Annotated in this window: 25 protein-coding genes; 11 read left to right on the top strand and 14 right to left on the bottom strand. The window is 65.2% G+C overall.

Annotated features, from left to right (window positions below; translation table 11 throughout):
• Positions 1 to 222: 222 nt before the first annotated feature.
• Complete coding sequence (locus ACFFWD_RS14955) at positions 223 to 516, top strand: hypothetical protein (RefSeq protein ID WP_376966324.1); 294 nt, start codon at positions 223 to 225, stop codon at positions 514 to 516.
• A 69-nt stretch (positions 517 to 585) separates the two neighbouring features.
• Here the strand turns inward: ACFFWD_RS14955 and ACFFWD_RS14950 are convergent, their stop codons facing one another.
• The gene (locus tag ACFFWD_RS14950) at positions 586 to 3270 is read right to left on the bottom strand and encodes a flavin-containing monooxygenase (protein ID WP_376966322.1); all 2685 of its coding nucleotides are present in this window, start codon (positions 3268 to 3270) and stop codon (positions 586 to 588) included.
• Positions 3271 to 3592: 322 nt separating this feature from the next.
• A complete protein-coding gene (locus tag ACFFWD_RS14945; RefSeq protein WP_376966320.1) occupies positions 3593 to 4297 on the bottom strand; it encodes an SDR family oxidoreductase in 705 nt (234 codons plus the stop codon).
• Positions 4298 to 4437: 140 nt separating this feature from the next.
• On the opposite strand from ACFFWD_RS14945, the gene ACFFWD_RS14940 reads away from it, so the two are divergent.
• Positions 4438 to 5259: an ABC transporter substrate-binding protein gene (locus ACFFWD_RS14940; RefSeq protein ID WP_376966318.1), complete on the top strand. Its 822-nt coding sequence runs from the start codon at positions 4438 to 4440 to the stop codon at positions 5257 to 5259.
• A gap of 138 nt (positions 5260 to 5397) precedes the next feature.
• Here ACFFWD_RS14940 and ACFFWD_RS14935 read toward each other — a convergent pair whose 3' ends face one another.
• Positions 5398 to 5997: a TetR/AcrR family transcriptional regulator gene (locus ACFFWD_RS14935; protein WP_376966316.1), complete on the bottom strand. Its 600-nt coding sequence runs from the start codon at positions 5995 to 5997 to the stop codon at positions 5398 to 5400.
• Positions 5998 to 6210: 213 nt separating this feature from the next.
• Between ACFFWD_RS14935 and ACFFWD_RS14930 the strand changes: the two genes are divergently transcribed.
• Positions 6211 to 6588 carry a tautomerase family protein gene (locus ACFFWD_RS14930; RefSeq protein WP_376966314.1) on the top strand — a complete coding sequence of 126 codons (378 nt, stop codon included), beginning with the start codon at positions 6211 to 6213 and terminating at the stop codon, positions 6586 to 6588.
• Positions 6589 to 6618: 30 nt separating this feature from the next.
• On the opposite strand, the gene ACFFWD_RS14925 is transcribed toward ACFFWD_RS14930, so the two are convergent.
• The 4 genes from ACFFWD_RS14925 to ACFFWD_RS14910 form a co-directional block, all read right to left on the bottom strand.
• On the bottom strand, positions 6619 to 7314 hold the full coding sequence (locus ACFFWD_RS14925) for an ABC transporter permease (protein WP_376966312.1): 696 nt from the start codon (positions 7312 to 7314) through the stop codon (positions 6619 to 6621).
• Positions 7311 to 7958 carry a cysteine hydrolase family protein gene (locus ACFFWD_RS14920; RefSeq protein ID WP_376966310.1) on the bottom strand — a complete coding sequence of 216 codons (648 nt, stop codon included), beginning with the start codon at positions 7956 to 7958 and terminating at the stop codon, positions 7311 to 7313. Before ACFFWD_RS14920 ends, ACFFWD_RS14925 begins: the two co-directional genes overlap by 4 nt.
• Positions 7959 to 8084: 126 nt before the next feature.
• Complete coding sequence (locus ACFFWD_RS14915) at positions 8085 to 8468, bottom strand: response regulator (RefSeq protein ID WP_376966308.1); 384 nt, start codon at positions 8466 to 8468, stop codon at positions 8085 to 8087.
• A gap of 114 nt (positions 8469 to 8582) precedes the next feature.
• Entirely contained in the window at positions 8583 to 9809 is a 1227-nt protein-coding gene (locus tag ACFFWD_RS14910) for an extensin-like domain-containing protein (protein ID WP_376966306.1), read from the bottom strand.
• Positions 9810 to 9909: 100 nt separating this feature from the next.
• Between ACFFWD_RS14910 and ACFFWD_RS14905 the strand changes: the two genes are divergently transcribed.
• Positions 9910 to 10095: a hypothetical protein gene (locus ACFFWD_RS14905; RefSeq protein WP_376966304.1), complete on the top strand. Its 186-nt coding sequence runs from the start codon at positions 9910 to 9912 to the stop codon at positions 10093 to 10095.
• Between the two features lie 151 nt (positions 10096 to 10246).
• Complete coding sequence (locus ACFFWD_RS14900; RefSeq protein ID WP_376966302.1) at positions 10247 to 10981, top strand: DUF2147 domain-containing protein; 735 nt, start codon at positions 10247 to 10249, stop codon at positions 10979 to 10981.
• Positions 10982 to 11105: 124 nt separating this feature from the next.
• Here ACFFWD_RS14900 and ACFFWD_RS14895 read toward each other — a convergent pair whose 3' ends face one another.
• The gene (locus tag ACFFWD_RS14895; RefSeq protein WP_376966300.1) at positions 11106 to 11441 is read right to left on the bottom strand and encodes a GYD domain-containing protein; all 336 of its coding nucleotides are present in this window, start codon (positions 11439 to 11441) and stop codon (positions 11106 to 11108) included.
• Positions 11442 to 11894: 453 nt separating this feature from the next.
• Here ACFFWD_RS14895 and ACFFWD_RS14890 point away from each other — a divergent pair, with 453 nt between their 5' ends.
• On the top strand, positions 11895 to 12224 hold the full coding sequence (locus tag ACFFWD_RS14890; RefSeq protein ID WP_376966298.1) for a hypothetical protein: 330 nt from the start codon (positions 11895 to 11897) through the stop codon (positions 12222 to 12224).
• Between the two features lie 170 nt (positions 12225 to 12394).
• Positions 12395 to 13999, top strand: coding sequence for a FecR domain-containing protein (locus ACFFWD_RS14885; RefSeq protein ID WP_376966297.1), 1605 nt, complete (start codon positions 12395 to 12397; stop codon positions 13997 to 13999).
• A gap of 15 nt (positions 14000 to 14014) precedes the next feature.
• Here ACFFWD_RS14885 and ACFFWD_RS14880 read toward each other — a convergent pair whose 3' ends face one another.
• Both ACFFWD_RS14880 and ACFFWD_RS14875 read right to left on the bottom strand, forming a co-directional pair.
• Complete coding sequence (locus tag ACFFWD_RS14880) at positions 14015 to 14746, bottom strand: NUDIX hydrolase (protein WP_376966295.1); 732 nt, start codon at positions 14744 to 14746, stop codon at positions 14015 to 14017.
• A 104-nt stretch (positions 14747 to 14850) separates the two neighbouring features.
• A complete protein-coding gene (locus ACFFWD_RS14875; protein ID WP_376966293.1) occupies positions 14851 to 15483 on the bottom strand; it encodes a bifunctional transcriptional activator/DNA repair enzyme AdaA in 633 nt (210 codons plus the stop codon).
• Between the two features lie 59 nt (positions 15484 to 15542).
• On the opposite strand from ACFFWD_RS14875, the gene ACFFWD_RS14870 reads away from it, so the two are divergent.
• Both ACFFWD_RS14870 and ACFFWD_RS14865 read left to right on the top strand, forming a co-directional pair.
• Positions 15543 to 16568, top strand: coding sequence for a DMT family transporter (locus ACFFWD_RS14870; protein ID WP_376966291.1), 1026 nt, complete (start codon positions 15543 to 15545; stop codon positions 16566 to 16568).
• Positions 16569 to 16743: 175 nt separating this feature from the next.
• Positions 16744 to 17172: an NUDIX hydrolase gene (locus ACFFWD_RS14865; protein WP_376966289.1), complete on the top strand. Its 429-nt coding sequence runs from the start codon at positions 16744 to 16746 to the stop codon at positions 17170 to 17172.
• 47 nt (positions 17173 to 17219) lie between these two features.
• Here the strand turns inward: ACFFWD_RS14865 and asd are convergent, their stop codons facing one another.
• A complete protein-coding gene (gene asd, locus ACFFWD_RS14860) occupies positions 17220 to 18089 on the bottom strand; it encodes an archaetidylserine decarboxylase (protein ID WP_376966326.1) in 870 nt (289 codons plus the stop codon).
• Between the two features lie 34 nt (positions 18090 to 18123).
• Between asd and ACFFWD_RS14855 the strand changes: the two genes are divergently transcribed.
• Positions 18124 to 19788 (top strand): aminotransferase class III-fold pyridoxal phosphate-dependent enzyme, encoded by a 1665-nt coding sequence (locus ACFFWD_RS14855; RefSeq protein WP_376966287.1) that lies wholly within the window; start codon positions 18124 to 18126, stop codon positions 19786 to 19788.
• Positions 19789 to 20100: 312 nt separating this feature from the next.
• Here ACFFWD_RS14855 and ACFFWD_RS14850 read toward each other — a convergent pair whose 3' ends face one another.
• The 3 genes from ACFFWD_RS14850 to ACFFWD_RS14840 all read right to left on the bottom strand — a co-directional run bounded on the left by ACFFWD_RS14850 (position 20101) and on the right by ACFFWD_RS14840 (position 22731).
• Positions 20101 to 20730: a hypothetical protein gene (locus ACFFWD_RS14850; RefSeq protein WP_376966285.1), complete on the bottom strand. Its 630-nt coding sequence runs from the start codon at positions 20728 to 20730 to the stop codon at positions 20101 to 20103.
• A 174-nt stretch (positions 20731 to 20904) separates the two neighbouring features.
• Entirely contained in the window at positions 20905 to 21594 is a 690-nt protein-coding gene (locus ACFFWD_RS14845; protein ID WP_376966283.1) for a class I SAM-dependent methyltransferase, read from the bottom strand.
• An 81-nt stretch (positions 21595 to 21675) separates the two neighbouring features.
• The gene (locus ACFFWD_RS14840) at positions 21676 to 22731 is read right to left on the bottom strand and encodes a glycosyltransferase family 4 protein (protein WP_376966281.1); all 1056 of its coding nucleotides are present in this window, start codon (positions 22729 to 22731) and stop codon (positions 21676 to 21678) included.
• Positions 22732 to 22868: 137 nt separating this feature from the next.
• Between ACFFWD_RS14840 and ACFFWD_RS14835 the strand changes: the two genes are divergently transcribed.
• Positions 22869 to 24263 (top strand): TAXI family TRAP transporter solute-binding subunit, encoded by a 1395-nt coding sequence (locus tag ACFFWD_RS14835; RefSeq protein WP_376966279.1) that lies wholly within the window; start codon positions 22869 to 22871, stop codon positions 24261 to 24263.
• Positions 24264 to 24318: the final 55 nt, after the last annotated feature.

Raw genomic sequence — 24318 nt, 5'->3', positions numbered from 1 at the left:
CAGAAATCGCCCGATTTGGGAATCCCAAATCGATTCAAGCTAACTTCATCCCGCTTTAGCACCCCCCATGCGTTCAAATGACGCATGATCGCGAACGCGGTTCCTGTGAAGCGGCTCATACGCGATTATTTACTGAACGGCTACACCTCAGGTTGAGCGGCAATGAGCCGGTTCGGCGCGCTCCCGCGCGCTGCCCTCGTCCGCAACAGAAGGAGGTGTCACATGGCGTTCCTGTTCTTCAATTTTCGCAGCATGGGCCTCAGCGAGGCGCTCGCCAATATCGGCGAGCTCAAGGGCGTCGTCGCCAACACGCTGAAGCAGAACGGCTTCACCGACGTCGTCAACACGCAGTCCGAAGTTGCCGGCAACAAGAACGGCGTTCGCGTGTCCATCCTGCACCTGCACATCGTCGACCGGCAGTTTTGGCAGGTGTTCATGGCCGGCGGCGACACCGCCGCCACGCAGCAGACGCTCAACGACGTCGTGAACAAGGTGGAGCACCTCGCCTTTCTCTAAATTTAGGCGACGCGCACAAACGAAAATCCCCTGCGGCGTGACCCGCGGGGGATTTTCGCCACCCCCCACTTACTTCGCTGCCGCGTTGACCTCCGCCCCCGCCCTGCGTGCGGGTGCATTGTCCTGCTCGGCGTCCTCGGGCAGGCCGGCAAAGCGGCGCAGCGCCTGCGCCATCTTCACGCGGCCGCTGACGCCGGTGATGATGACGTCGACCATGGTGAAGGACGAGTGGAACTGGCCGTGCGCCTTGAGCTGCTCGACCGGTACGCCGGCTTTCGCGAGCGCATCGCCATAGGCGATGCCCTCGTCACGCAGCGGATCGAACTCGCAGGTCACGACATAGGCCGGCGGCAGGCCCTCGAGCTTGCCGCGCAGCGGCGAGACGCGCGGATCGGTGCGATCGGCGGGCGAGCAATAGATGTCCCAGAACCAGTACATCAGCCCGCGCGTCAGGAAGTAACCGGTCGCGTTCTCGACATAGGACGGACGGTCGAATGTGCAGTCGGTGACCGGGCAGAGCAGCAACTGGCCTGATATCGCAGGCCCGCCGCGGTCGCGCGCGAGCTGGCAGGTGACGGCCGCGATGTTGCCGCCGGCGCTCCAGCCTGCAACCAGCACCGGCCCAGCCTTGCCGCCCAGCTCGGCGGTGTGCTCGGCGATCCAGCGCGTCGCGGCGTAGCCGTCTTCGGCGGCGGCCGGGAAGCGATGCTCCGGCGCATGGCGATAGCCGACGCTGACGATGATCATGCCGGTGCGCCGGCACATGTCGCGGCAGAACGGATCGTCGGACAGCTCGTCGCCGAGCACCCAGCCGCCGCCGTGGCAGTAGACCACGATCGGATGCGGCCCCGGCGTCGCCGGGCGATAGAGCTTGTAGGGCAGCGGACCTTCGGCGCCTTGCAGCATGCCGGTGCCGACCTCGCCGACCGGCCGGCCCGCGGGACGGCCCTTGTTGAACTCGTTGAGGAAGTCGCGCGCACCCTGCGCACCCATCGTCTCGATCGGCGGCAGGTTCATCTCCGCCAGCATGCCGAGCACCAGCCGCACATCCGGCTGCAGGCGCACCACCTCGCCGTCATTGCACTGCTCGGCGACGTTGGGACCGGTGAGCTTGAAGCCCAGCATGCCGCGGCTCACCACCTCGTTGCAGATGCTGCGATAGGGACCGACGCCGCCGGTATAGGGCATCACGCCCTGCGGCTTGCCGGGGACGTTGGCGCCCGTGTACCAGGTGTTGGCGAGCCGATGCAGCGTCAGCATCGCGCAGTCGCCCATGTGCCGCTCCCAACCCGCTTGCGCCGCGTCGGTCGCCTCGATGGTCGTGAAGCCGGCATCGCGCAACGCCGCCAGCCGATCGACCACCCAGTCGACGTGCTGCTCGATCGACACCGCCATGTTTGACAGCACCGACGGACTGCCGGGGCCGGTGATCATGAACAAATTGGGGAAGCCCGCCACGGTGAGCCCGAGATAGGTCTGCGGCCCGTGCGCCCAGACATTGGAGAGCGACGTGCCGCCGCGGCCGGAGATCGGATGCACCGCCATGATGGCGCCGGTCATCGCGTCGAAGCCGGTCGCGAACACGATCACGTCGACATCGACCTTGCGCTTGTCGGTTAAGATGCCGTCAGCGGTGATCGACTTGATCGGCTCCTGGCGCAGATTCACCAGCGTGACGTTCGGACGGTTGTAGGTCGAATAGTAGTTCGTATCGAGGCACGGACGCTTGGCGCCGAACGGGTGGTCGTGCGGGGTCAGCGCTTCGGCGATCGCGGGATCCTTGACGACCGCGCGGATCTTCTCGCGGATCAGGTCGGCGACCACCTTGTTGCCGTCGACGTCGACGGCCTGGTCGGCCCAAAGCTGCGTCAGGATGTGGACGAGGTCGCCCGCCGCCCACGCCGTCTCGAAGCGCTCGCGGCGCTCGGCATCGCTCAATTGCCAGCTCACCACCGTCTGCTGCGGATACGGCACACCGGCCATCGACCAGCGCGCATGCTCGCGATAGGCGGCGCGGTCGGTTTCAAAATAGGTCTTGCGATCGTCCGGCGACGGGCCGTTATGTGCGGGCAGCGCGAAGTTTGGCGTGCGCTGGAACACGGTGAGATGCGCGGCCTGTTCTGATATCATCGGGATCGACTGGATGCCCGACGATCCCGTGCCGATCACGGCGACGCGTTTTCCTTTCAGGTTGACGCCGTCATGCGGCCAGCGGCCGGTGAAATAGATCTCGCCCTTGAAATCCTTGACGCCGTCGATCTCCGGCGGCTTCGGCGACGACAGGCAGCCGGTCGCCATGATGTAGTGGCGGGCCGACACGGTCGGGCCGTGGTCGGTCGCGAGCTGCCAGCGCTCGTTCGCGTCATCCCAGGTCGCGGCCTTCACCTTGGTGCCGAAGCGGATGTCGCGGCGGAGATCGTAACGGTCGGCGACGAAGCCGAGATAGCGCAGGATTTCCGGCTGGGTCGCGTACTTCTCCGACCAGGTCCACGCCGTGTCGAGCTCCGGATCGAACGTATAGCTGTAGTCGATGGTCTGGATGTCGCAGCGCGCGCCGGGATAGCGGTTCCAGTACCAGGTGCCGCCGACGTCGCTGGCATCCTCGATCACAACCGCCGAGAAGCCGGCCTTGCGCAGCCGATGCAGCAGATAGAGACCGGCAAACCCGGCGCCGACGACCGCGACGTCGACCTGTTGCGTGGTCCCACTACGCTTTGTTTCAGAAGCACGTGCTGCGACTGCTGCGTCTGGCATGCCATTTCCTCCCGGGCGTTTTGATTTTGGGCGGAAGGCTAGTCCTGCGGTTTCAGTTTGTCATCATGACAAACGCAATCTTTGGTAGCCACACCTGTGGCGACCGAGGTTTGGAGCACGGCACGCAGCGTGTAGACGCAACTCGTTTCATCGCGTCATGAGCCCTCATGGCGAGAAGCGCGAAAGGCGATTAACCCAAATCGGGCGCAACTGTCTTTGCTCGTCATGCCCGGCCTTGTGCCGGGCATCCACGTCTTTCGTCACCTCCAACAAGAAAGACGTGGATGGCCGGGACAAGCCCGGCCATGACCAAGAGCTAGCGTCAGACCGACCGCATCAATCCGCCGTCGACACGGATGTTCTGGCCGGTGATGTAGCCGGCGCCGTCGGAGGCGAGGAAGGCGATCGTCGCGGCGATCTCTTCCATCTTGCCGTAGCGCCGCATCGGCACGCTCTGGCGGCGCTCGTCGGTCGCAGGCAGGCTGTCGATCCAGCCGGGCAGCACGTTGTTCATGCGCACATTGTCGGCGGCGTAGCTGTCGGTGAACAGCTTGGTGAAGGCCGCAAGGCCGGCGCGAAACACCGCCGAGGTCGGAAACTGTGCGCTCGGCTCGAACGCCCAGGCGGTCGAGATGTTGATGATCGCGCCTCGCTTCTGCGCCTGCATGATCGGCGCCACCAGCCGCGTCGGACGGATCACGTTCATCAGATAGATGTCGAGCCCGGTGTGCCACTGCTCGTCGGTCAATTCCAGCACCGGCGCACGCGGGCCGTGGCCGGCGCTGTTGACGAGCACGTCGATCCGGCCCCAGCGCGCCGCGACGCCGTCGACCGCGCGCTTGAGATCGTCGTTCGACCGGTTCGAGCCGGTGAAGCCGAGCCCGCCGAGCTCGGTTGCCAGCGCCTCGCCCTTGCCCGACGAGGACAGGATCGCGACACGGAATCCGTCTGCCGCGAGGCGACGTGCCGCCGCGGCGCCCATGCCACTGCCGCCCGCGGTGACGAGCGCGACCTTTTCTGCTGCCATGATTGATGGTCCCTTGTTGTTGGTTCGTTCGAGACCACCCTAACATTGCCGAACGCGGCGCGCGACATCACGCCTGCTTTGCGTCACCGGGCGAAATGCGGCATGGTGACCGACATCATTGTCCGCCACGCCATAGTCACGTGCCATCATTCGTTCGAAACCTCCTCGTCGCCGCCGCGCTGCTGCTCACCGGCAGCGCGTTCGCACAGGACCGGTCGATCGTCGTCGCGTCGACGACGTCGACCGAACAGTCCGGCCTGTTCGGCTATCTGCTGCCGCGCTTCACCCAGGCGTCCGGCATCGCGGTGAAGGTGGTCGCGGTCGGCACCGGACAGGCACTCGACATCGGGCGGCGCGGCGATGCCGACGTGGTGTTCGTGCACGACCGCGTGGCGGAAGAGAAATTCCTGAGCGAGGGCTTTGCCACCCGACGCCATGACGTGATGTACAACGACTTCGTCATCATTGGACCGAAGGCCGATCCGGCGCACATCGCCAGCGACAAGGATGTCGCCGATGCGCTGCGCAAGATCGCGGCGGCCAAAGCGCCCTTCATCTCGCGCGGCGACCGCTCCGGCACGCATGAGGCCGAACTCAGGCTCTGGAAGGACGCCGGCATCGATCTCGCCGCCGCCAAGGGCGACTGGTATCGCGAGATCGGACAGGGCATGGGCCCCGCGCTCAACATGGCGTCGTCATCGAACGCCTATGTGCTGTCCGACCGCGGCACCTGGCTGTCGTTCAAGAACCGCGGCGAGCTCGCCGTGCTCACCGAGGGCGACCGCAAGCTGTTCAACCAGTATGGCGTGATGCTGGTCAATCCGGCGAAGCATCCGAAGGTGAAGGCCGCCGACGGACAGGCCTTTATCGACTGGCTGATCTCGGCGGACGGACAAAAGACCATCGCCGACTACAAGGTCGGCGGCGAGCAGCTGTTTTTCCCCAACGCCGACGCACGCTGAGCTTGCTGTTGCGCGTCGCCATTGTCGGCACGCATACCTAAAGCGCGATGAGATTAGGTTGAATCGTCATCGCGCTTTAGCTTCTTGTTTGAGCATGATCTTTTCGGAGAACCGCTTCACACTTTTCCGGATCATGCTTTAGCGGCCTTGCTTGCCAAGGACGAGATTGACCGTGTGTGCGGCAATCTTGCGGAGCTGGGCTTCATCGCCGAAAGCGCGTTCGAGCACGGCCAGTCCACGCGTCACGGTGGCGATATGCAATGCCGCACTCTCGGGGTCTCCGTCGAACTCGCCGCGCCTGGCGCCCTCGGACAGGACGTCCTGAATCAGGGCGGTGATACGCGACATCAGATCCGCGAAGGCCTGTCGCGCGTTCTCATCCAGCCCCTCACCTTCAACCGACCCCAGCTCCATCAGTCCCCGTGTGGTGGGACATCCGCGGGGCGGCGTGCCGGAACGGAAGTTCTTGATGGTCACATGGAAGAACGTGGTAAGGCGCTGGCGCAGCGTCCCCACGCCGAGCGCCTTCTGCAGCGAGCGCAGATATTCGCTCGCATAGCGCTCATAGGCGCAGAGAAACAGCGCTTCCTTGCTGCCGAAGGCATTGTAGAGGCTGCCGCGCTGCACGCCCGCGTCACGCGCGATGTCCGAGAGCGACGTGCCGCGCACCCCTTTGCGCCAGAATTGATCGAACGCGATGCGTAGAACGTCGTCGTGGTCAAACTCGCGCGGCCTCAATGTCTCATCCTCTCGATAGGTCCGATCCCGGCCATCGACGCTCGTCCTCGGAGCGAGGCCGGGAAAATATTTGACACGGCGTCAAGAACATGATTTCTGGACACCGTGTCAAAAACTGCTGGGTTGATAGCCCATTTCGTCGACGAAGCGAACCACCCGTGCGCGGGCCGCCATGGCTCGCGTCCGCCTGGCCGGTTTCTGAAAGGACCCGCGATGCCGATCATTCACATCTCCCTGCGCGCCGGAAAGCCGGAAGCCTACCGCCAGGCGATCTTCGACAGCCTTTACTGCGCGATGCGCGAAGCGCTCGACGTGCCGGAAGACGACCAGTTCATGACCATCAGCGAGCATGACGCCGCGAACTTCCGTTACGGCAACGCCTATGGCGTCACGCGCAGCGACGATCTCGTGCTCATCCAGATCACCGTGTTCGACAGCCGCACGCTGGAACAGAAGAAGGCACTGTACCGGCGGATCGCGGAGCGGCTCGGCGAAAACCCCGGCATCCGCCCCGAGAACGTGTTCGTGAACATCGTTCCGACCGCGAAAGAGAACTGGTCCGTCGGCCACGGCCTCGCACAGTTCGCTTGAGGCTATGCGTGCGAACGGCCGTGCGACGTCTCACCTCGTGAATGCACGCCCGAGCAGGAAGGCGATCGTGCTGACGCCGACACTCAGCGCCAGCAGGATCAGCCCGAGCCCGAGGCCGAGCGCAAGGTCGCCCTTGCTGGTCTCGAGCGCGATCGCCGTCGTCATCGTGCGCGTATAGCCGCTGATGTTGCCGCCGACGATAATGATGGCGCCGACCTCGGCGATGGCGCGGCCGAAGGCCGCGAGGAATGCAGTGAGCAGCGAGGCACGGCCGAGCGAGGACAGCAATGCGAGGCTGCGCAGGCGCGACAGGCCGTCGATCCGCACCAAATCGGCGTATTCCGCCCACAGCAGGGTCGCCGGGCGATGCACCAGCGCGACCACGATCGGGGTCGCGAGGATGACCTGCGCCACGATCATCGCCGTCGGCGTGAACAACAGGCCGGCGAAGCCGAGCGGCCCCGATCGCGAGAGCAGGAGATAAAGCCCGAGCCCGACGACGACCGGCGGCAGGCCGAGGCAGGCATTGGCGAGCACGATCACCGCCTGCCGCCCGCGAAATTTCGAGATCGCAAGCCAGCCGCCGAGCGGCGCGCCGATCACAAGCGCAAGCACGCTCGCCGACAGGCTGACGCGGAGCGACAGGCCGACGATGCCGAGCAGTTCCGGATCCCGGCCGGCAACCAGCGAAAGGGCCGCCGCGATGGACTGCGCGAAATCATTCATGCCGGCATGCGTTGCAGGGTGCGGCAGAACTCGTCGGTGTCGGTGAAGATGGCGTCGCCGGCGAATTTCAGCGACTCGATCGAGCGCTGCGCGGCCTCGGCGTGACCGGCGCCGCAGGCGTCGGCCACGATCACCGGGATGATGCCGAGATCGGCGGCGTGGCGCGCGGTCGGCTCGATACCGATCTCCATCGCGACGCCGACCAGCGCCAGCGTCGTGATGCCGCAGTCGCGCAGCGCGATCTCAAGCGGTGTGCCCTCGAGCGCGGACATCGTCAGCTTGTCGAAGATCGCCTCGCTCGGCCGCGGCGCGAGCTCCGGCGTGATGGCAAAGCCCGGCGTATCCCTGAGGAACCACGGCTTGACCTCGTTGGGATCGTCGACGCGCTGCCAGGCCATCGCCATCCGGTAGGCGAAGGTGCCCATCAGCTCCTTGGGCAGCGACATGTGGCGCATGAAGAAGATGCGCACGCCGGCGGCGCGCGCGGCCTCGAGCACGCGCGAGACCCGGCTGACGACCTCCTCGGGGTTCTTGATCTGCCGGAGGATGCCGACCTGCATGTCGTAGACGACAAGCGCGAGGCGCTGCGGATCGCAGGCCTCGGCGAGGGTCTGGGGAATGTCGAGACCGGAGACGCGTTTCATGGATAGGAACCTTCGCTAGCCTGTTGCTTGTTGGATTGGGGCCGGAGCGCGGAGCGAAACCTAGCCTATTCGCCGCCCCGCACAAGGCGGCGGCCATGTTGTGCAGTGCTCCATCGCGCTGATGTCTCAGGCCTTTGGCGCGGCCTTGAGAAGAGACGACACCGCCTCGACCAGTTGGTCCGGCGAGAACGGCTTTTGCAGCAGCACACTGTTCGACACGCCCTTGGTCGGCCACTCATTGCCGCCGGCGCCGGTGATGTAGATCACCGGGAACGACGGATCGATCTCGCGGGCGCCGCGCGCCACGCGCCAGCCGTCAAGCCGGCCGAGCAGGCGAATATCGGTGACCAGTGCGCTGTATTTGGTGCGGAACGCCTTCAACAGCGTCAGCGCCTCCTCGCCGGAGCCCGCGATCGCCGGCTCATAGCCGCCATCCCTCAAGGCGTCTTCCACCAGGAATTGAAGGTCGCGGTCGTCTTCGATGACGAGAATGATCGGCAAGTCTTGCAACGCCACCCCCAATGAGTCGGCCGGCCGCCCGGCCTCACTATTGTATCCTGGAACAAAATGGCCGCGGTATGTACGACAGCGGGCAAAAACGATGCCGGGACGAGAATCCACGTCCTAGTCGTCGGCGAACTCGTCTTCTTCGTTGACCCCGCCCTTGCGCCGCGGTCCGACCGGCTTCCTGCCGCCGAGCGCCCCTGTGACATAAGGCTCGCGCCGCGCCGCATAGGGGCTGCGAGCCGACGCACGCCCGGCCACCTCCTCGCCGGAGACGGCGGCCGGCTGGCAGATGACGCGGCGGCTCGCGCGCCGCATCAGGTCCACGTGGATGTGGTCATAATGATAGACGTTGGAGCCCGGCGCCAGCACAGTGTTGAACTGCTGGCAGGCGGCGGCCTGGACGTCGCGCAGGAAGCCCTGCTCCTCCGGCATGCCGCGCCAGCCGTCCTTCACCGTGATGCGGCGGCCGTCGGCGAGCGTGAAGGCAGCGATATCCAGAGCATTGCCAAAGGCATGCTCGGAAATATGGGCGTGCGGATTGCCGTTCATGCCACGGCAGGAATAGGCCGAGATCTGCTTGATCTCGATCACGCGCGCGCCGAACCAGCGCTGCGCCGCCGGCTGTACCGAATCGGCAAGCCAACGTTCGAGCGCGGAGACGATGGGACAGGCGAGCGTCGCGGCCGGCTTCATCGCGACCGGGCCGACCGACTGCACCGGATTGCCGCTGGACGGACCGAGCCGCGGCAGTGGCGCTGCGCCGGGCTGTTGCTCTTGCTGCGAATAGGGCGCCGGTGAATACGGCGCGGCGGCGCGGTCGCGCTGCGGGCTGGCTGACAAGCCCGGATAATAACCATCGCCTTTCGGCCCCGGCGCGCCCTCGGCCGGCAGGTCGATCTCATCCTCCTGCGGCGCGACGCCGGGCGCAGTCAGCGAGATCGGTCCATTCGACTGCGCGCCGTAGCCCGGCTGGCGCGGGGCCTGGTCCGAATAGGTTGGCTGTGCCGGCGGCTGGCTCGGCGGCGGGTTGATCGGCCAGCGCGGCTGATTGCCGATTGCGGCCGGCGGACGCAGATCGTTGTCGGCGAATCCGTAGGCTGAGCTGGCCTCGCCGAGGGCGGCAACCTTGAGCGGGAATTCCGCACCGCACGCACCGGGACCGGAGATCGGATCGATGCGGACCAGGTCGGCGCTTTCCTTGACCGCGCCGGACTTGAGACATGCAGCTTCGGCCTCGGCCCGCCATGGCTCGCGCTCGGCCGTCTGAAACAGACCGCGACCGCAACCAGCCAGCGAAACAAGGACAAGGGAGCCGACGAGATACAAACGAACTCCACGCGTCATGCGCGCACGTTCGGCGAATTTATTTAAAGACTCTTCAACGCATTGATTTCACGTCTCTTTAACCATGCGCTGGAACCCGGGCCGGCAGCGGAGGGAACGGATGGACAGCAGCGCTGACTTTTTCGGCCTGGAACGTCTTGCTAGCTATTGCGTTAATGCGGGCACCGTTGTGAACCAAGGGAGCTTCTCAATGGATTTCGCGAGTCCTCTGCTGAGCAAGCTGAGCATTGTGGCCGCGTACGTCGCACTTGCCTTCGTAGGCGCCATCATCTTCGGCGTTATCTAGGCATCACGATTTGATCAGAGTTTCGCGCCCGGCGGCCCGCTCCGTCGGGCGTTTTTGCTGTGACGTGCATCACGGAAGGCCGCGGCGGCGGCGCGTAGCGTGCGGGCCAATCCGACGCAACCAGGCGCACCCGCCGTTCGAGGAGGCTCGCATGAAGAAGCTCATTACGATCGCCGCACTCTTGATGGCCACCACGTCAGCCCATGCCGGCGGCATCGGCGTCACCTTCGAGATCGACGGCCAGCGCATCCATGTCGAGGCGCCGCGCAACTGCAACGCGCTGTCCTGCATCCGGATCTCCGCGCCCGGCTACAACGGCACGATCGGCAACATCAATCTCAAGGGGCTCGGCTCGAAGACAGACGACGATGACGACGTCGCGTCGACGACACCGGCACCAGCCGCGCTCGCTCCTTCGCCGGCGCCCGCTCCTGCCCCGGCCACCGCACAGCCCGCACCGCAACCGGCCGCGCCAGTCGCAACCCATGCCGCGCCGTCACCTGCTCCTGCACCGGCCACGACCGTCGCAACCGCGGCCCCGGTCGACGCCGCGGCTGCGGCACCCGCACCGGCCCCCGTCGCCGCAGCGCCGGCACCCGCGCCGAGCGGACCGATCGGCGTCTGGGCCACCGAAGAGAACAAGGGCAACGTCCGCGTCGAGCCGTGCGGCGCCAATCTTTGCGGCTATGCCGTCACGACCAACGAGCGGATCCTGATCAACATGAAGCCCGACGGCAACGCGTGGAGCGGCCGCATCCACGATCCCGACTCCGGTCGCAACTACGACTCGACGATCGCGATGAAGGGCCCGAACGCGATGCGCGTGCAGGGCTGCGCCTTCGGCGGCATGTTCTGCGGCGGCCAGACCTGGAAGCGCGTGAGCTAACTCAAATCCGGGTCAGCTCCGGCAACGAACGTCACAACTCCCAGAACTTTGGCGCAGCCTGGTGAAGTGCTGCGCCAAAGCAGATGATGTTATCGGTAGCGTCGCTTTCGCTCCTGCGCGCCGACTAGCCGCCCGGAGGTGTGTAGGCAGCCCTGAGCTTGACCGCCTTCTGGCGCACTTCCTTGATCTCGTCCTGTGTGAACAGGCGCGTCAGCTTCACATCGGACAGCGTGCCGGCGGCCACGACCACGCCGCAGATGGCCGGCGCCATACCCGGGTCCGGCACGTCGAAAATCACCAGGACACTCGGCCCCTCCGTGGCCATGCTGTACATCGAAACCAGTTTGCCGCCAGCCGACTCGATCAGTTTCTTGGCGGCCTCGTAGCGGTTGACCGTCGGATTTTCCAAGATGGCGTTGATTGCGCGCGGTGTGTAGTGACCGGTGAAGCAGAAATGCATGGCAAGTCCTCCATCCGTTCATGTTTGAAATGATTGCTGAGCCTCGCCGAGAACAGATTCCAAATCAGGCGCAGTTGCGACGACAAAAGGACAAGATAACAGGGCCCGCCGTGGGCATCGACGCCGCCGGTCTGTCTCCAGAATTTCGGCACATCTGGGGGCGGCTCTTCGCGCAGACTACATCACCCGCATAGGATGTGAAGGGTTGATCTCTTCAGCGGCGTCGACCATTGCGGTCGCACGGCCTGCGTGTGCCTCGAATCTGGATTACACATTCGGTCCCCCTTGCATGCCAAGCTCAGCGCGCGCCGCCCATCCAAGTCGTTAATGAAACAAAGCGGCACGCGACGAAACCAATTCGCGGCCGCGACGAAAAACTGCCGAAACGAAGCACCCGTAGTGATCGCGCCCGACAACGCGCCGCTGTGGCGCGATCAGCATCAAGAGGGACACATGATGGCTTTCACTGCTTCCGCGCTTCGCCACGGCAAATTGCTGGCCGCAACCGCCTTCACGCTCGGCCTGCTGACCACGGCGTCCCATGCCTACACGCAGGAGCAGGAGCAGATGTGCACCGGAGATGCGATGCGGTTGTGCGGCGCGGAGATTCCGGATGTCGATCGCGTCACCGCCTGCATGATCCGCCAGCGCGCGCTGCTCAGCGACGGCTGCAAGGCCGTATTCCGCTACGAGCCGCCGGCGGCGACCGCGCAGCCCGCGACCTATTCGCCCACCACCAAGGCCACCAGGCCGCTCAACATCACCCCGCACAAGCGCGGCTGAATTTAACCGACGGCGAACTGAACAAGCACCGCGTGTCCGTTGACCGGACACGCGGTGCTTGATCGTCATGGCATGCCATGACAACAAGGCAGTCTCGTTCATTCGGCATTCAGCCTGACGCGGCTCAATTGCCGATCCGACCGTCAACTGCTTCCCGGGAATCCATGGTGATGCGGCGCAAGCTCCGATTCGCGCTCCTGCTTTGTGCCGGCCTGATCACGGGATGGCATGCGCAGGCCATTGCCGCGCCCGACCTGACGCGACTGGCGCAAGCGCAGCCTGCACCTTCACCGGTCCCGCCACCCGCTGCCACCCCGGCAACGCCACCGCCCGCCCCCGGTGCACAACCCACCCCGACGCCCGCAGCATCGCCGCAGGCCGCAGCGCCCGAGCCGATCGGCAACGTCGCGACGCTGACCGGCACCGCCACCGTCACGCGCAACAACACCACGACGCCGCTGCAGATCCGCGACGACATCTACGCCGACGACGAGGTCGCGACCGCGGCGAGCTCGACGCTCGGCATCACCTTCAACGATGCCACCACCTTCAACCTGCGGGCCAACGCCAGGATCAAGATCGACAACTACGTCTATGAAGAGGGCGGCCAACAGAACAGCGCGCTGTTCAACGTTGCCAAGGGCACCGCAGCCTTCGTCGCCGCCTCGGTCGCCAAGACCGGCAACATGCAGATTTCGACCCCAACGGCAACGCTCGGCATCCGCGGCACCACCGGCCTCGTCGAGGTACCGGAAGGCGCGACCGCGACCAGCAGGAATGTCGGCATCAAGCTTTATCCCGACCCCGACGGACACGTTGGACGCATCGAGGTCAACGACCGCAGCGGCACCTCGCTCGGCGTGCTGACGCGCGGGGCGAGTGGCTTTGCGATACGTCCCGGCACCGGCGGTGCGCGCTTCGCGGCGGTGCCGCTGACGATCTCGCCGCAGCAGGTCGCGCGCGACCAGGGCTTTGTGCGCCAGTTGCACACCGCGCAGACGCTCGGTCGGCAAGTCGTCACCGAGCAGCGCGACTTCCGCCGTGCCAATCCCGACTTCCGCCGCGCCAATCCGGCGGCGCCCTATCCGAACCGCGGCCAGCCGGCGCAACCGAGCCGGCAGCAGCCGAACGGCCTGCCGGGCCAGAACCGCAACGCGCCGCAGCAGCCGGGGCAACCGGGGCAGCCGACCCGTCCGGGTCAACCGCAGCAGCAGGTGCCGGGTCAGCCGAACCGGCCCGGACAGCCGCAGCAACCGGCCGCACCCGGACGGCAAGGCTCGCAACAGCAACCCGGCACGCCGCAGCAAGGCGCCGCGCAGCACAGCCTGCCCGGCCAGCCCGGCGGCGCGCCGCTACCCAACGCACCGGGCGTGCCGACGGGACGGCCGCCGAGCGGACAAGCGCCCGCCGGACCAACGCCGGCCGGACAACCGCCTGCCGTACGCCAGGGCAGCACGCCGCAACCGGGCGGACCGCCACCGGCCGCGCGCCAGGGCGGTATCCAACCGGTAAGCCCGCGAATTCCGGCAAGCCCGCAGCCGCCGGGCGGCGTGCGGCAACCGGGCATTCCGCAACAGGGCGGCGTCGTGCCGCCGGTTGCTCCGCCACAAGGACAGCCGCGGCCCCCGGGCATTCAGCAAGCCGTGCCCAGCGCTGTACCGCCGGGCCTGCAGCGGCCCGGATTACAGGCGCGGCCCGGCTTCCTGCAGCGACGGCCGCCGGCTGCGGCTGCACCCAGGGTCGCGAAGCCGCCGCCCAAAGATAAGAAGCGATGAACGGAACGCGCCGGGTCAGGCCGCGCGGCGGAACCAGTCGCGCACGCGTTGAATGAGATTGCGGCGCGGCGCAGTGACATCAGGCTCGACCGCGGACGAAAATGACGGCTCCACAGGCGCGGCCGCGTCGATGACCGTCGCCTCGACCGCTTCGCTCGCGTCAACTGCGGTCTCATGCGGCGCCATGGTCGGCATATCGGCTTCCGCCTGCAAAGCGACCGCCGCATCCTCGACATCAGGCATCCCTTCGATCACCGGCGGCGGCGCTGAACTGCGGCTGCGCCGCTTCTCCGCGGCCGCGGCCCGCACGCGCGCACGTCGCGCGCTCTCGGCAGCCGCCGCGGCCTGCAAGGCGATCGGACCGACATTTTCCAGGAACGCGCGCTCGTAGCCGCGCGACAGCCGTTCGACGGCGTCCTCGAGCGGCAGCCAGTCTACCGCCTTGATGTCGTTCATCAGCTCGCGCACCGGTTCATTGCCGGCATCCATGCGCCAGTAATGCACGACCTTGGAGCGTCCGCCGGAGTCATAGACCAGCGTGCCGAGGAATTCGTGGACGTCGACGGCGTGACCGGTTTCCTCCAGCACTTCGCGCTCGGCGGCGGCGCGCGCGGTCTCGCCGGCATCGAGCTTGCCCTTGGGCAGCACCCATTCGTTGCGCTTGCGCAGGCGCACGACAGCAAACCGCGGCGGGCTCTCCCGCCGCAGCACAATGCCTCCCGCCGCCAGAACAGGCGTCCGCGCCATCTTTGAGCCTTCAGGATTTTCTCGGTTTCAGATCGTGGTTCAACCCCGCACGCATATAGGGGCTTGCGGGAGCAAAATCGAGATCGCGGGAACACGTCATGTCGCTATCGCGAAAGCTGGGAACTCCGCGACAATTTGCTTCCGACGGATCGGCGGAATGATGATGGCGCTCGCTTATAGACCGCTTGAAATTCGTCATTGAAGCGACGGACACTGCCGAAGCCGGCCGAGAACGCGATCTCAGCCAGCGTCATATTCGTCTCGTCGATCAATCGCTTTGCTCTCTGCACGCGCCTCGTCGCGGCCATGTCGCTCGGGCTGGCGCCAGCGTGGCGCATGAACAACCGCAACAGATGACGCGGCCCGACGCCGAGTGCCGTCGCCAGTTCGGCGACGGACCCTCGATCCAGATAACCTTCATCAATCATGCGTATCCCACGCGCCACCGTCGTTGCTGTCCCCATCCAGGCTGGCGATCCCGGCGCCGTTTCCGGTCGGCAGCGCAGGCATGGCCGAAACCCCGCCCGTTCCGCCGCTGCTGCTGTTGCATAGAAGGTGACGTTCTCGGAGCGCGCAGGACGCACCGGACAGACCGGACGGCAATAAATCCGCGTCGATCGGACACCTGAAAAGAACAGGCCGTCGAAGCTGCGATCGCGAGCCAGCCGCGCGCGGTCGCATGTCGCCCGGTCGAGATGCGGAGGAAGTGACTCCAGAGGGGGCGAAAACACGGCCATGCCGGAAGCCTAGCTTCATGACACCCCATTGAGTAGCTGGAATCGGACCGGATCGGGGGATGAGGTCCGATTCCAGCGAGCATGGCGCGTTGCTCCGAAGGATCCTGAAGGTCAGTTCGAGAGGAGCCACCGTGAATACACAAGCATCCGCAACAAGTTTCAATGCCGCGCCAAGCGGCCGAAATCAGTTCAATCTCGCGTTGGACATCAGCCTAATGATGTTGCTGTCGCTGATCTGGGGCAGTTCGTTCACCTTGATCAAGGTCGCGATCGAAACAATTCCGCCCCTGACCATGACAGCCACGCGGGCGACGATCGCCGCGCTTCTTCTCGTTCTGATCGCAAGAATGAGCGGGCTCTCCCTGCCCCGCGACCGCGAGACCTGGGCCGCCTTCCTCATTCAAGGGCTACTCCAGAGCGCCCTGCCGTTCACACTCATAAATTGGGGCGAGAAGCATATCGCAAGCGGCCTTGCCGGCGTGCTCAACGCAACGCCACCAATATTCGCGCTGTTGATCACGCTGGTAACGAGACGCAATGTCCAGCGTATCCCCGTGCAAAAGACGATCGGCGTCGGAGCGGGTTTCATCGGCGTGTTGGTCACGGTCGGCTTCCAGTCGCTCCGGGACATCGACACGACAGCCCCTCTGGCACAGATCGCGGTGCTGGTCGCGAGTCTCTGTTATGCTTTGGCCCCGATGTGGGGACAACGCTTCTCAAGCCTCCCCGCCATCGTGACCGCGGCGGGAGCGATGAGCGGCGCTGCCATCCTGATGCTGCCGGTCGCAGTGATCATCGAACGACCCTGGACCTTGAGTCTGACACCAGAGGCGGCGTTGTCGGTGATCGTTCTTGCCATCCTATGCACAGCGATCGCGATGATCATTTATTTCCGCCTGATACGCACCCTTGGACCGCTCGGCACCACCAGCGGCAGCTACCTGCGCGCTGGATTTGCAGTTGCGCTGGGTAGCCTCTTCCTTGGTGAAGACTTCACATGGTCGATGATCGCGGGAATGGTCCTGATCATCCTCGGCGTCGTCGCCGTGACCGCACCGCTACGCTCGCCCTGGTCGAAAGGCTGACGGCAGCGGGAGGTTCGGCTCGATCGAAGAGGCCTATTTCTCCGCGACTACCGGTCTTCGCAGCAGCGGCTCGTCGCATTTGATGCGCGTTCCCTCCGCGGGCAACCGTGCGTCGTATCCAGAATAGCTCTGTTAGGCTATGTTTCCCCGCTCGTTAATCGCAAGACTGTACGCGATGCAAGATCAAACCACCCGAACTGTCGGAGCACTGTTCATCAGCTCAGATGGCAAAGTCCTTCTCGGCCTGCGTGCACCCTCGAAAAAAGTGTGGCCGCGCCATTGGGATACGATCGGCGGGCGCGTTGAGGCCGGCGAGAGCCTTGATGATGCGCTTGTCCGCGAAGCTCAAGAAGAGGTTGGGGTAACACCAACTCAGTTCAGGCTCGTCGCGACCGTCAAGGAACGCCGGCCGGAAATCTATGGAGTTGCGCTGCATCATGTTTATGCCGTTACGAGTTGGCGAGGCGGTAACCCGGCCAACGTCTGCGACGAGCATACGGAGCTGAGATGGTTCAGCATCGACGAAATGCTTCTGCTGAAAAACATCGTAGATCCCGACTATCTCCTATTTGCCCAGCGAGCTATGACCGGCGAAGCGACCTAAGGCCAGCGAGCTCGGTCTCTATCGCGCAGCGCTTTAGTGCAAGATAATTACGTTGCCGGCCTCCGCAGCAGCGGCTCGCCGCATTTGATCCGCGTTCCCTCCGCGACGTTGTCGCAGAATTCGAAATTGTCGGGCGCCAGCACGATGATGGTCGAGCCGTGCTCGAACCAGCCGAGCTCGTCGCCCTTCTTCACCTGCGCGTTGCAGGGGAAATCGACCGGGCCCCTGCTCTGCGCGTTCAGCGTGACGTCGAGGAAATGCAGGCGGATGCTCGCCACCAGGATCGCCGCCACCGGCACCAGCGTCAGTGCCTCGCCGGTCGCAAGCTTGGTGCGCAGCACGGCGCGCTCGTTCTTGCAAAACAGCCGCTCGATCCGCTTCAACGCGATCGGATTGACGTTCCAGACGTCGCCATGGATGAACGTGACCTTGTCGATCGTGAGATCGTAAGGCGCGTGGAAGCGGTGATACATGCTCGACGTCAGCCGCAGCGTGACGAAGCGGCCGTTCTTGTGCTGCTCGACGAGGGCGGGATCGCCGACGAGGTCGAGCAGCGAATACGGCGCGCCCTTGACCTGGAACAGCTCGGTGTCCTCGATCCGGCCGTGCGCGCCGATGATCGCGTCTGACGGGCTCGTGATCACGGACGGATCGGCCACAACCGGGCGCAGGCCCGGCCTGAGCTCGCGGGTGAAGCAGTCGTGCAGGCTCCTGAACTCGGTCTTCTTCGCTTCCGACAGGTCGAGGTCGGAAAACAGCTTCCAGCAAGCGATCGAGGCATCGCGGACCAGGGGGTTCTCGATCTTGGAAAACCAGCCCATGAACCGGGTCAGCGCGGCTCGCGGAATCCGGTTGGTTAGCAGAAAATTGAGGTCCTCCTGCTGGGTCAAAGCCGCGATCAGGCCCTTCACTGTCATGAATCTGTCAGCCTGCGACGCTAGCGCTTCTGTCATGGAAACATCCCTTCCGATTCTCTCGCTGTCCGCCGCCGCGCTTGCCGGCGCCGCCGCAGCCTTCCCCAAAATTCAGGCCCGCATTGCCCTGTCGCGCGCCAAGCATCGCTCGCTGACCGGGCATTCCAAGATGTCGAAGCTGGTCGCGCGGATGGTGCCGCACTACGAGTTCGACATCGACGCGTTCTTCCGCTCCGACGGAGCGCCGTCTGAGGTCGCGATGCAGCGCCAGGACGGCTTCTTCCGGCTCGCCGGCCTCTACAAGGACCGCTTCCCGAAGGGCCGCGCGCTGACCGCCGACGTGTCGGACCGCATCTCCGACCTCAAATTCACCGAAACCTACCGCGTGCCGTTCCAGTACAGCCGCCTGGTCCGCGAGCACCTCAACACCTCGGCCTTCATGCAGGCCTCGAACGGCGTCACCGTCACCGACCTCGACGGCAATTTGTTCTACGACCTCACCGGCTCCTACGGCGTCAACATCTTCGGCAACGACTTCTACAAGGAATGCATCGCGGAAGCCGAGAAGCGTGCGCATGCGCTCGGCCCCGTGCTCGGCCCCTACCATCCTGTTATTGCCGACAATGTGAAGCGGCTCTGCGAGATCTCCGGCCTGGACGAGGTCTCGTTCCACATGTCCGGCACCGAAGCCGTCATGCAGGCGGTGCGGCTGGCGCGCTACCACACCAAGCGCACGCACCTCGTCCGCTTCGCCGGCGCCTATCACGGCTGGTGGGGCGACGTGCAGCCCGGCGTCGGCAACCCAGTCTCGCCGCACGAGACCTACACGCTCGCCGACATGTCGGAGAAGACGCTGCATGTGCTGCGCACGCGCAAGGACATCGCCTGCGTGCTGGTCAATCCGCTGCAGGCACTGCACCCGAACGCCAACGCGCCCGGCGATTCCGCGCTGGTCGACAGCTCGCGCGCCGGCCGCTACGACCGCGCCGCCTACACCGAATGGCTGAAGAAGCTGCGCGAGGTCTGCGACCAACGCGGCATCGTCCTGATCTTCGACGAGGTGTTCGTCGGCTTCCGCCTGGCGCCCCGAGGCGCGCAGGAATATTTCGGCGTCAACGCCGACATGGTGACCTACGGCAAAAGCCTCGCCGGCGGCCTGCCGATCGGCGTGGTCTGCGGCCGCAAGGACCTGATGCGGCGCTTCCGCGACGACCGCCCCGCCGACATCTGCTTTGCCCGCGGTACCTTCAACTCGCACCCCTATGTCATGACGGCGATGGACGAGTTTTTGAGCCGGCTCGCCAGCCCGAACTTCCGCGCGATCTACAACGGCCTCGACGAGACCTGGAACGGCCGCGCCAAAGCGCTCAACGACGGCCTCGCCGCGCAGGACCTCCCGGTTCGCGTCGCTAACCTCTCGTCGATCTGGATGGTGCAGTACACCGAGCCGTCCCGCTACAACTGGATGCTGCAGTACTACCTGCGCGCCGAGGGGCTGGCACTGAGCTGGGTCGGCACCGGCCGCCTGATCTTCACGCTGAACTTCACCGACGCCGATTTCGCCGAGGTCACCGACCGCTTCGTCACCGCCTGCGACAAGATGAAGCGCGACGGCTGGTGGTGGCAGAAGGCCGGCCAGACCAACAAGGATATCAAGCGGCAGATCCTGAAAGAGATGGTCGCCGTGAAGCTCGGGCGCTGAGGCGGCATCGCCCCTGAGCCCCTCGCGCTCCTCCTCCACCTCTCCCGCTTGCGGGGGTCGAGACGAGCGAAGCTCGCTCTTAGGTCGGATCGCATCTTCAGATGCGATCCGGGTGGGGGCTCTATCCACGATACGACTCGCGGCGATACCCCCACCCCAGCCCTCCCCCGCAAGCGGGAGAGGGAGCACAGTTCCATTGTGACGAGCAGTTTGGTCTAATCTCTTCACAGAAGCCCTAAGACGTAGATGCCCGGGACGAGCCCGGGCATGACGCGTGTCAACACGACGATCTCAGTAATCGGCGGCAGGCGCTCAGGCGTGCTTTTCTTCCAGCTCGCCGACGAGATGCAGGCCCGGATCGATCAGCTCGCCCTTCATTAGGAACAGCGGCGCCTTGTGATAGAGCTTCAGGTCGTTGAAGGGGTCGGTGATGATCTTGGTCATCCAGACGAGGCCGGTCTCGACGTCGCGGATGAAGAACAGGTGGACGGTGCGGAACAGGAGGCCGCCAATGCCGACCACGAGCCAGATCTTGGCCACCTGGCGGGCGAAGTCGGCGAACGTCGCCCACGGCGTGAACAGGCCAAACAGGGTCGGGTCGAAGTACAGCACCACGGGCGACAGCGCCCAGATCGCCATCAGCACGACCTTGCGCTGCAGATTGTAGCCGACCTTGATGTCTTCCTTGTGCTCATGGGTCGCCTGGTTGACGTGGTCGTAACCCTTCGGCTCGAAGAAGAAGTGCCCGGCCTGGCGCGAGGTCATCGAGACCAGCCAGCCGACCAGGCCCGAGATCACCGGATCGAAGAACAGCATCACATAGGCGAACAGGAAGCTCAGCGCGCTGACGAAGTGCAGGCTCTGGTTGATGCGGCTGTGATGATAGTAGCGGTGGTCATCCCAGCGCTGGGTACGCAGCTCTTGCAGGAAATTCTTGATCATTGGTTCCCCCAACATCTTTCGGGACATGGTTTACAGGGATTCGATGTAAGGCGTGTGACATCATCATAATGACATATGACAGTGTGCAGCGACGCCTTGACGCAACAGCCGCTCCCTCGTCTCGAGGCGCTTGCGCGGACGAAGCGCCTCGACGGAGGAGGATCGGCGCCGAACTCAGGCCGCCTTAGCGACGTCGGCCTTGCGGAAGCGGACCAGCGAGAAGTGGCCGAGCGGCGGGATCAGGCGGCGCTCGGCGAGCTCCATGCCGTGCGCGCCGGCGAGCCATTTGGTGTAGCGCGACCAGGCGAACTCGGCGGTGCGGAAGCCGAGCGGACGCACCACCGGCTGCAGCCTCTGCTCGATGAAGCGGCGCACGCCAGCGTCGGCGCTGACGCGGGTCAGGATGATCAGCTCGCCGCCCGGGCGCACCACGCGCGCGAACTCGTCGAGCGCGGCCTCCGGGTTCGGCACCGCGGACAGCACGTACTGCGCCATCACCACGTCGAACGAATTGTCGGGGAATTCGAGCTTCTCGGCATCCATCACCGCGAGCCCCTCGACGTTCTTCAGGCCGTATTCGGCGACGCGCTTCCTGGCCTTCTCCAGCATCGCTTCCGAAATGTCGGTGCCGAAGATCCGCACATGCGGCGCGTAGAGCGGCAGCGAGATGCCGGTGCCGACGCCGACCTCGAGCACGCGGCCGCCGATCTTGTTGGTGGCCTGGATCGCCGCCTGCCGGCCCTTGCTGAACACGCCGCCGAACACCAGGTCGTAGATCGGCGCCCAGCGGTCATAGGCCTGCTCGACCGTCTCGCGATCGAAGTCCAGGGGACGGTTGGCGTCCAGCTTGATGATATCTGCCATGGATGGTCTCTCGTCTCTCGCTCGATATTGTTTGAAGCTTGACATGATCGGAAACAGGCACCTGCCTTTCCGGATCAAGCTTTAGTTTGGAACCGCACTTTGACCGGCGACGCGGCGGGCCGGCCGCGGGGCGCGGCTCGGCTGCAGCGTGGCCAGATTACCGATGAACTGACGCGCACTGTTTTCCCACGATCGCTCCAGCGCGAAGTTGCGGCAGGTCGCGCGCGACATCGTTAGCGCGCGCAGGCAGGCGCTGCGCAGGTCGTTGTCGATGGCGCCGATCGGATGATCCGCGATCACGTCCTTCGGGCCGGTGACCGGAAACGCCGCAACCGGCGTGCCGCAGGCCAGCGCTTCGAGCTGCACGACGCCGAACGTGTCGGTGAGGCTCGGGAACACGAAGACGTCGGCAGCCGCGAGATGCGAGGTCAGGTCCTGCCCCTTCTTCTCGCCGAGGAAGATCGCGCCGGGATACTTTGCTTCCAGCGCCGCACGCTGCGGGCCGTCGCCGACCACGACCTTGGATCCCGGCAGATCGAGCGACAGGAAGGCGTCGAGATTCTTCTCGACCGCGACGCGGCCCATGGTCATGAAGATCGGCCGCGGCAAATCGAGCTTGGCAGGCTGGTCCGGATTGAACAGCCCAGTGTCGACGCCGCGGGTCCAGAAGCCGAGCTTGCGGAAACCGCGCTCGGAGAGCTCCTGTCGCAGCGAGTCGGTCGCAACCATCGTCATCGACGCCGCCGCATGGAAGTGGCGCAGCACCGCGTAACCGACGCTGTCGGGAATGCCGGTTCGCACCGAGACATATTCCGGAAAGCGCGTGGTGTATGATGTCGTGAAGGCGAGCTTGTTGCGGCGGCAATAGCCGCGCACCGCCCAGCCGATCGGGCCTTCGGTCGCGATGTGGATCGCCTCCGGCGCAGCTGCCTCGATCCGGCGCGCGATCTCGGCCCGGTTCGGCAGCGCGACGCGCAGGCCCGGATAGGTCGGCACGCCGACCGACGGAAAGCCGTCCGGCGTTAAGAAATTGATCTCGGCGTCGAGCGTCGCGGCGCTCCGCGCCAGCGAGGTCAGCGTCCGAACCACGCCGTTGACTTGCGGATGCCAGGCATCGGTCGCAACGAGTATGCGCATCGCAGGAGACCCAAATCGTTAACTTGATTCTGCTCCCACGACGTTCTGACATGGATGTTTCAAACGTATGACGTCATCGAATTGTAAGGTTCTTTTTCACCGCGCATTGCCGGTTTTTCGTGTAACGTGACAGTAAGATGTCAGAGCCCAGCCAAAATTCCGGTCCCACGCGCCGCAGGCGCAGGCGGCGAAACTCGTCGCTCCTGATCCTTGCGGCCGGCATCTTGCTGTTCGGCGTCGCCGCCGCCACGCTCTACTACGCGCTGCGTCCGGTGACGCTGCACATCGCGGTCGGTCCGCCCGGCAGCGACGATGTGAAACTGGTGCAGGCCTTCGCGCAGACCTTTGCCCATGACGGCAGCGCAGTGCGGCTGACGCCGGTCACCACCCAGGGCGCAACCGAGAGCGTCGCGCTGTTCGCGGCGAACAAGGTTGAGCTCGCGGTCGCGCGCGTCGACCTCAATCTGCCGACCAGCGCCGAGGCGGTCGCGATCCTGCGCAAGAATGTCGTGGTGCTGTGGGCTCCGTCGGGCCTGCCGCCAAAAGGTTCGAAGAAGCCGCCCGCCGCCAAGATCAAGAGCATCGACGATCTCGCCGGCCGCAAGGTCGGCGTGATCGGCCGCACCCAGGCCAATGTCACGCTGCTGCGGGTGATCCTGCAGGAGTCGGGCGTCAACCCCGACAAGGTCACGATCGTCCAGTTCGCCGCCAACCAGATCACCGATCTCGCGCACGACGCCTCGCTCGACGCCTACATGACCGTCGGACCGCTCAACAGCAAGATCACGGCCGACGCGATCGCGGCGACGGCGGCCGCGCGCGGCGAACCGAAGTTCCTGCCGATCGAGGTGTCGGAAGCGATCGCGCAGAAGCATCCACGCTACGAGTCCGAGGAAATCGCCGGCAGCATCTTCTCGTCGTCGCCGGCGCGCCCCGAGGACAAGGTCGAGACCGTCAGCGTCAACCACCTGATCGTCGCGCAGCACACGCTGCACGAGTCGACCGTCAGCGCGCTGGTGCGGCAGCTGTTCACCGACCGCCTTCAGGTCGCGCGCGACGTGCCTGGTGCGGCCAAGATCGAGAAGCCCGACACCGACAAGGATGCGGCGCTGCCGGCGCACCAGGGCGCGGCGGCCTATATCGACGGCACCGAACGCACCTTCCTCGAGAAATATACCGACTACATCTGGGGCGCGATCCTCGTGCTCTCCGGCCTCGGATCGGCCGGGGCCTGGTTCCGCCACTATGTGAAGCGCGACGAACGCGACCAATACATCAGCCATCGCGACAATCTGCTGGCGCTGATCTCCAGGGTGCGCGGCGCCGAGACGGCGGAAGATCTGGCGACGATGCAGGGCATGGCCGACCAGCTGTTGCGCGAGGCGCTCGATTGCTACGACGACGGCGCGATCGAGGAAGGCGATCTGTCAGTGATCGGGCTCACGCTGGAGCAATTCCACCACGCCGTCGCCGACCGCCGCGCGGTGATCGGCGGCGGCGACACGCCGGGCCTGCGGATGCGGGCGAGCTAGGAGCCTGTCCAGTTAGCTCCGGGAAGGCGGTTTTATCCTAATGATAGCGGTTCAT

This window comes from Bradyrhizobium erythrophlei, assembly GCF_042430365.1.
GTDB classification, from domain to species: Bacteria; Pseudomonadota; Alphaproteobacteria; order Rhizobiales; family Xanthobacteraceae; genus Bradyrhizobium; species Bradyrhizobium erythrophlei.
Note: the sequence above shows the minus strand (reverse complement) of the source record. Positions and strands in the feature narration are given on the sequence as shown.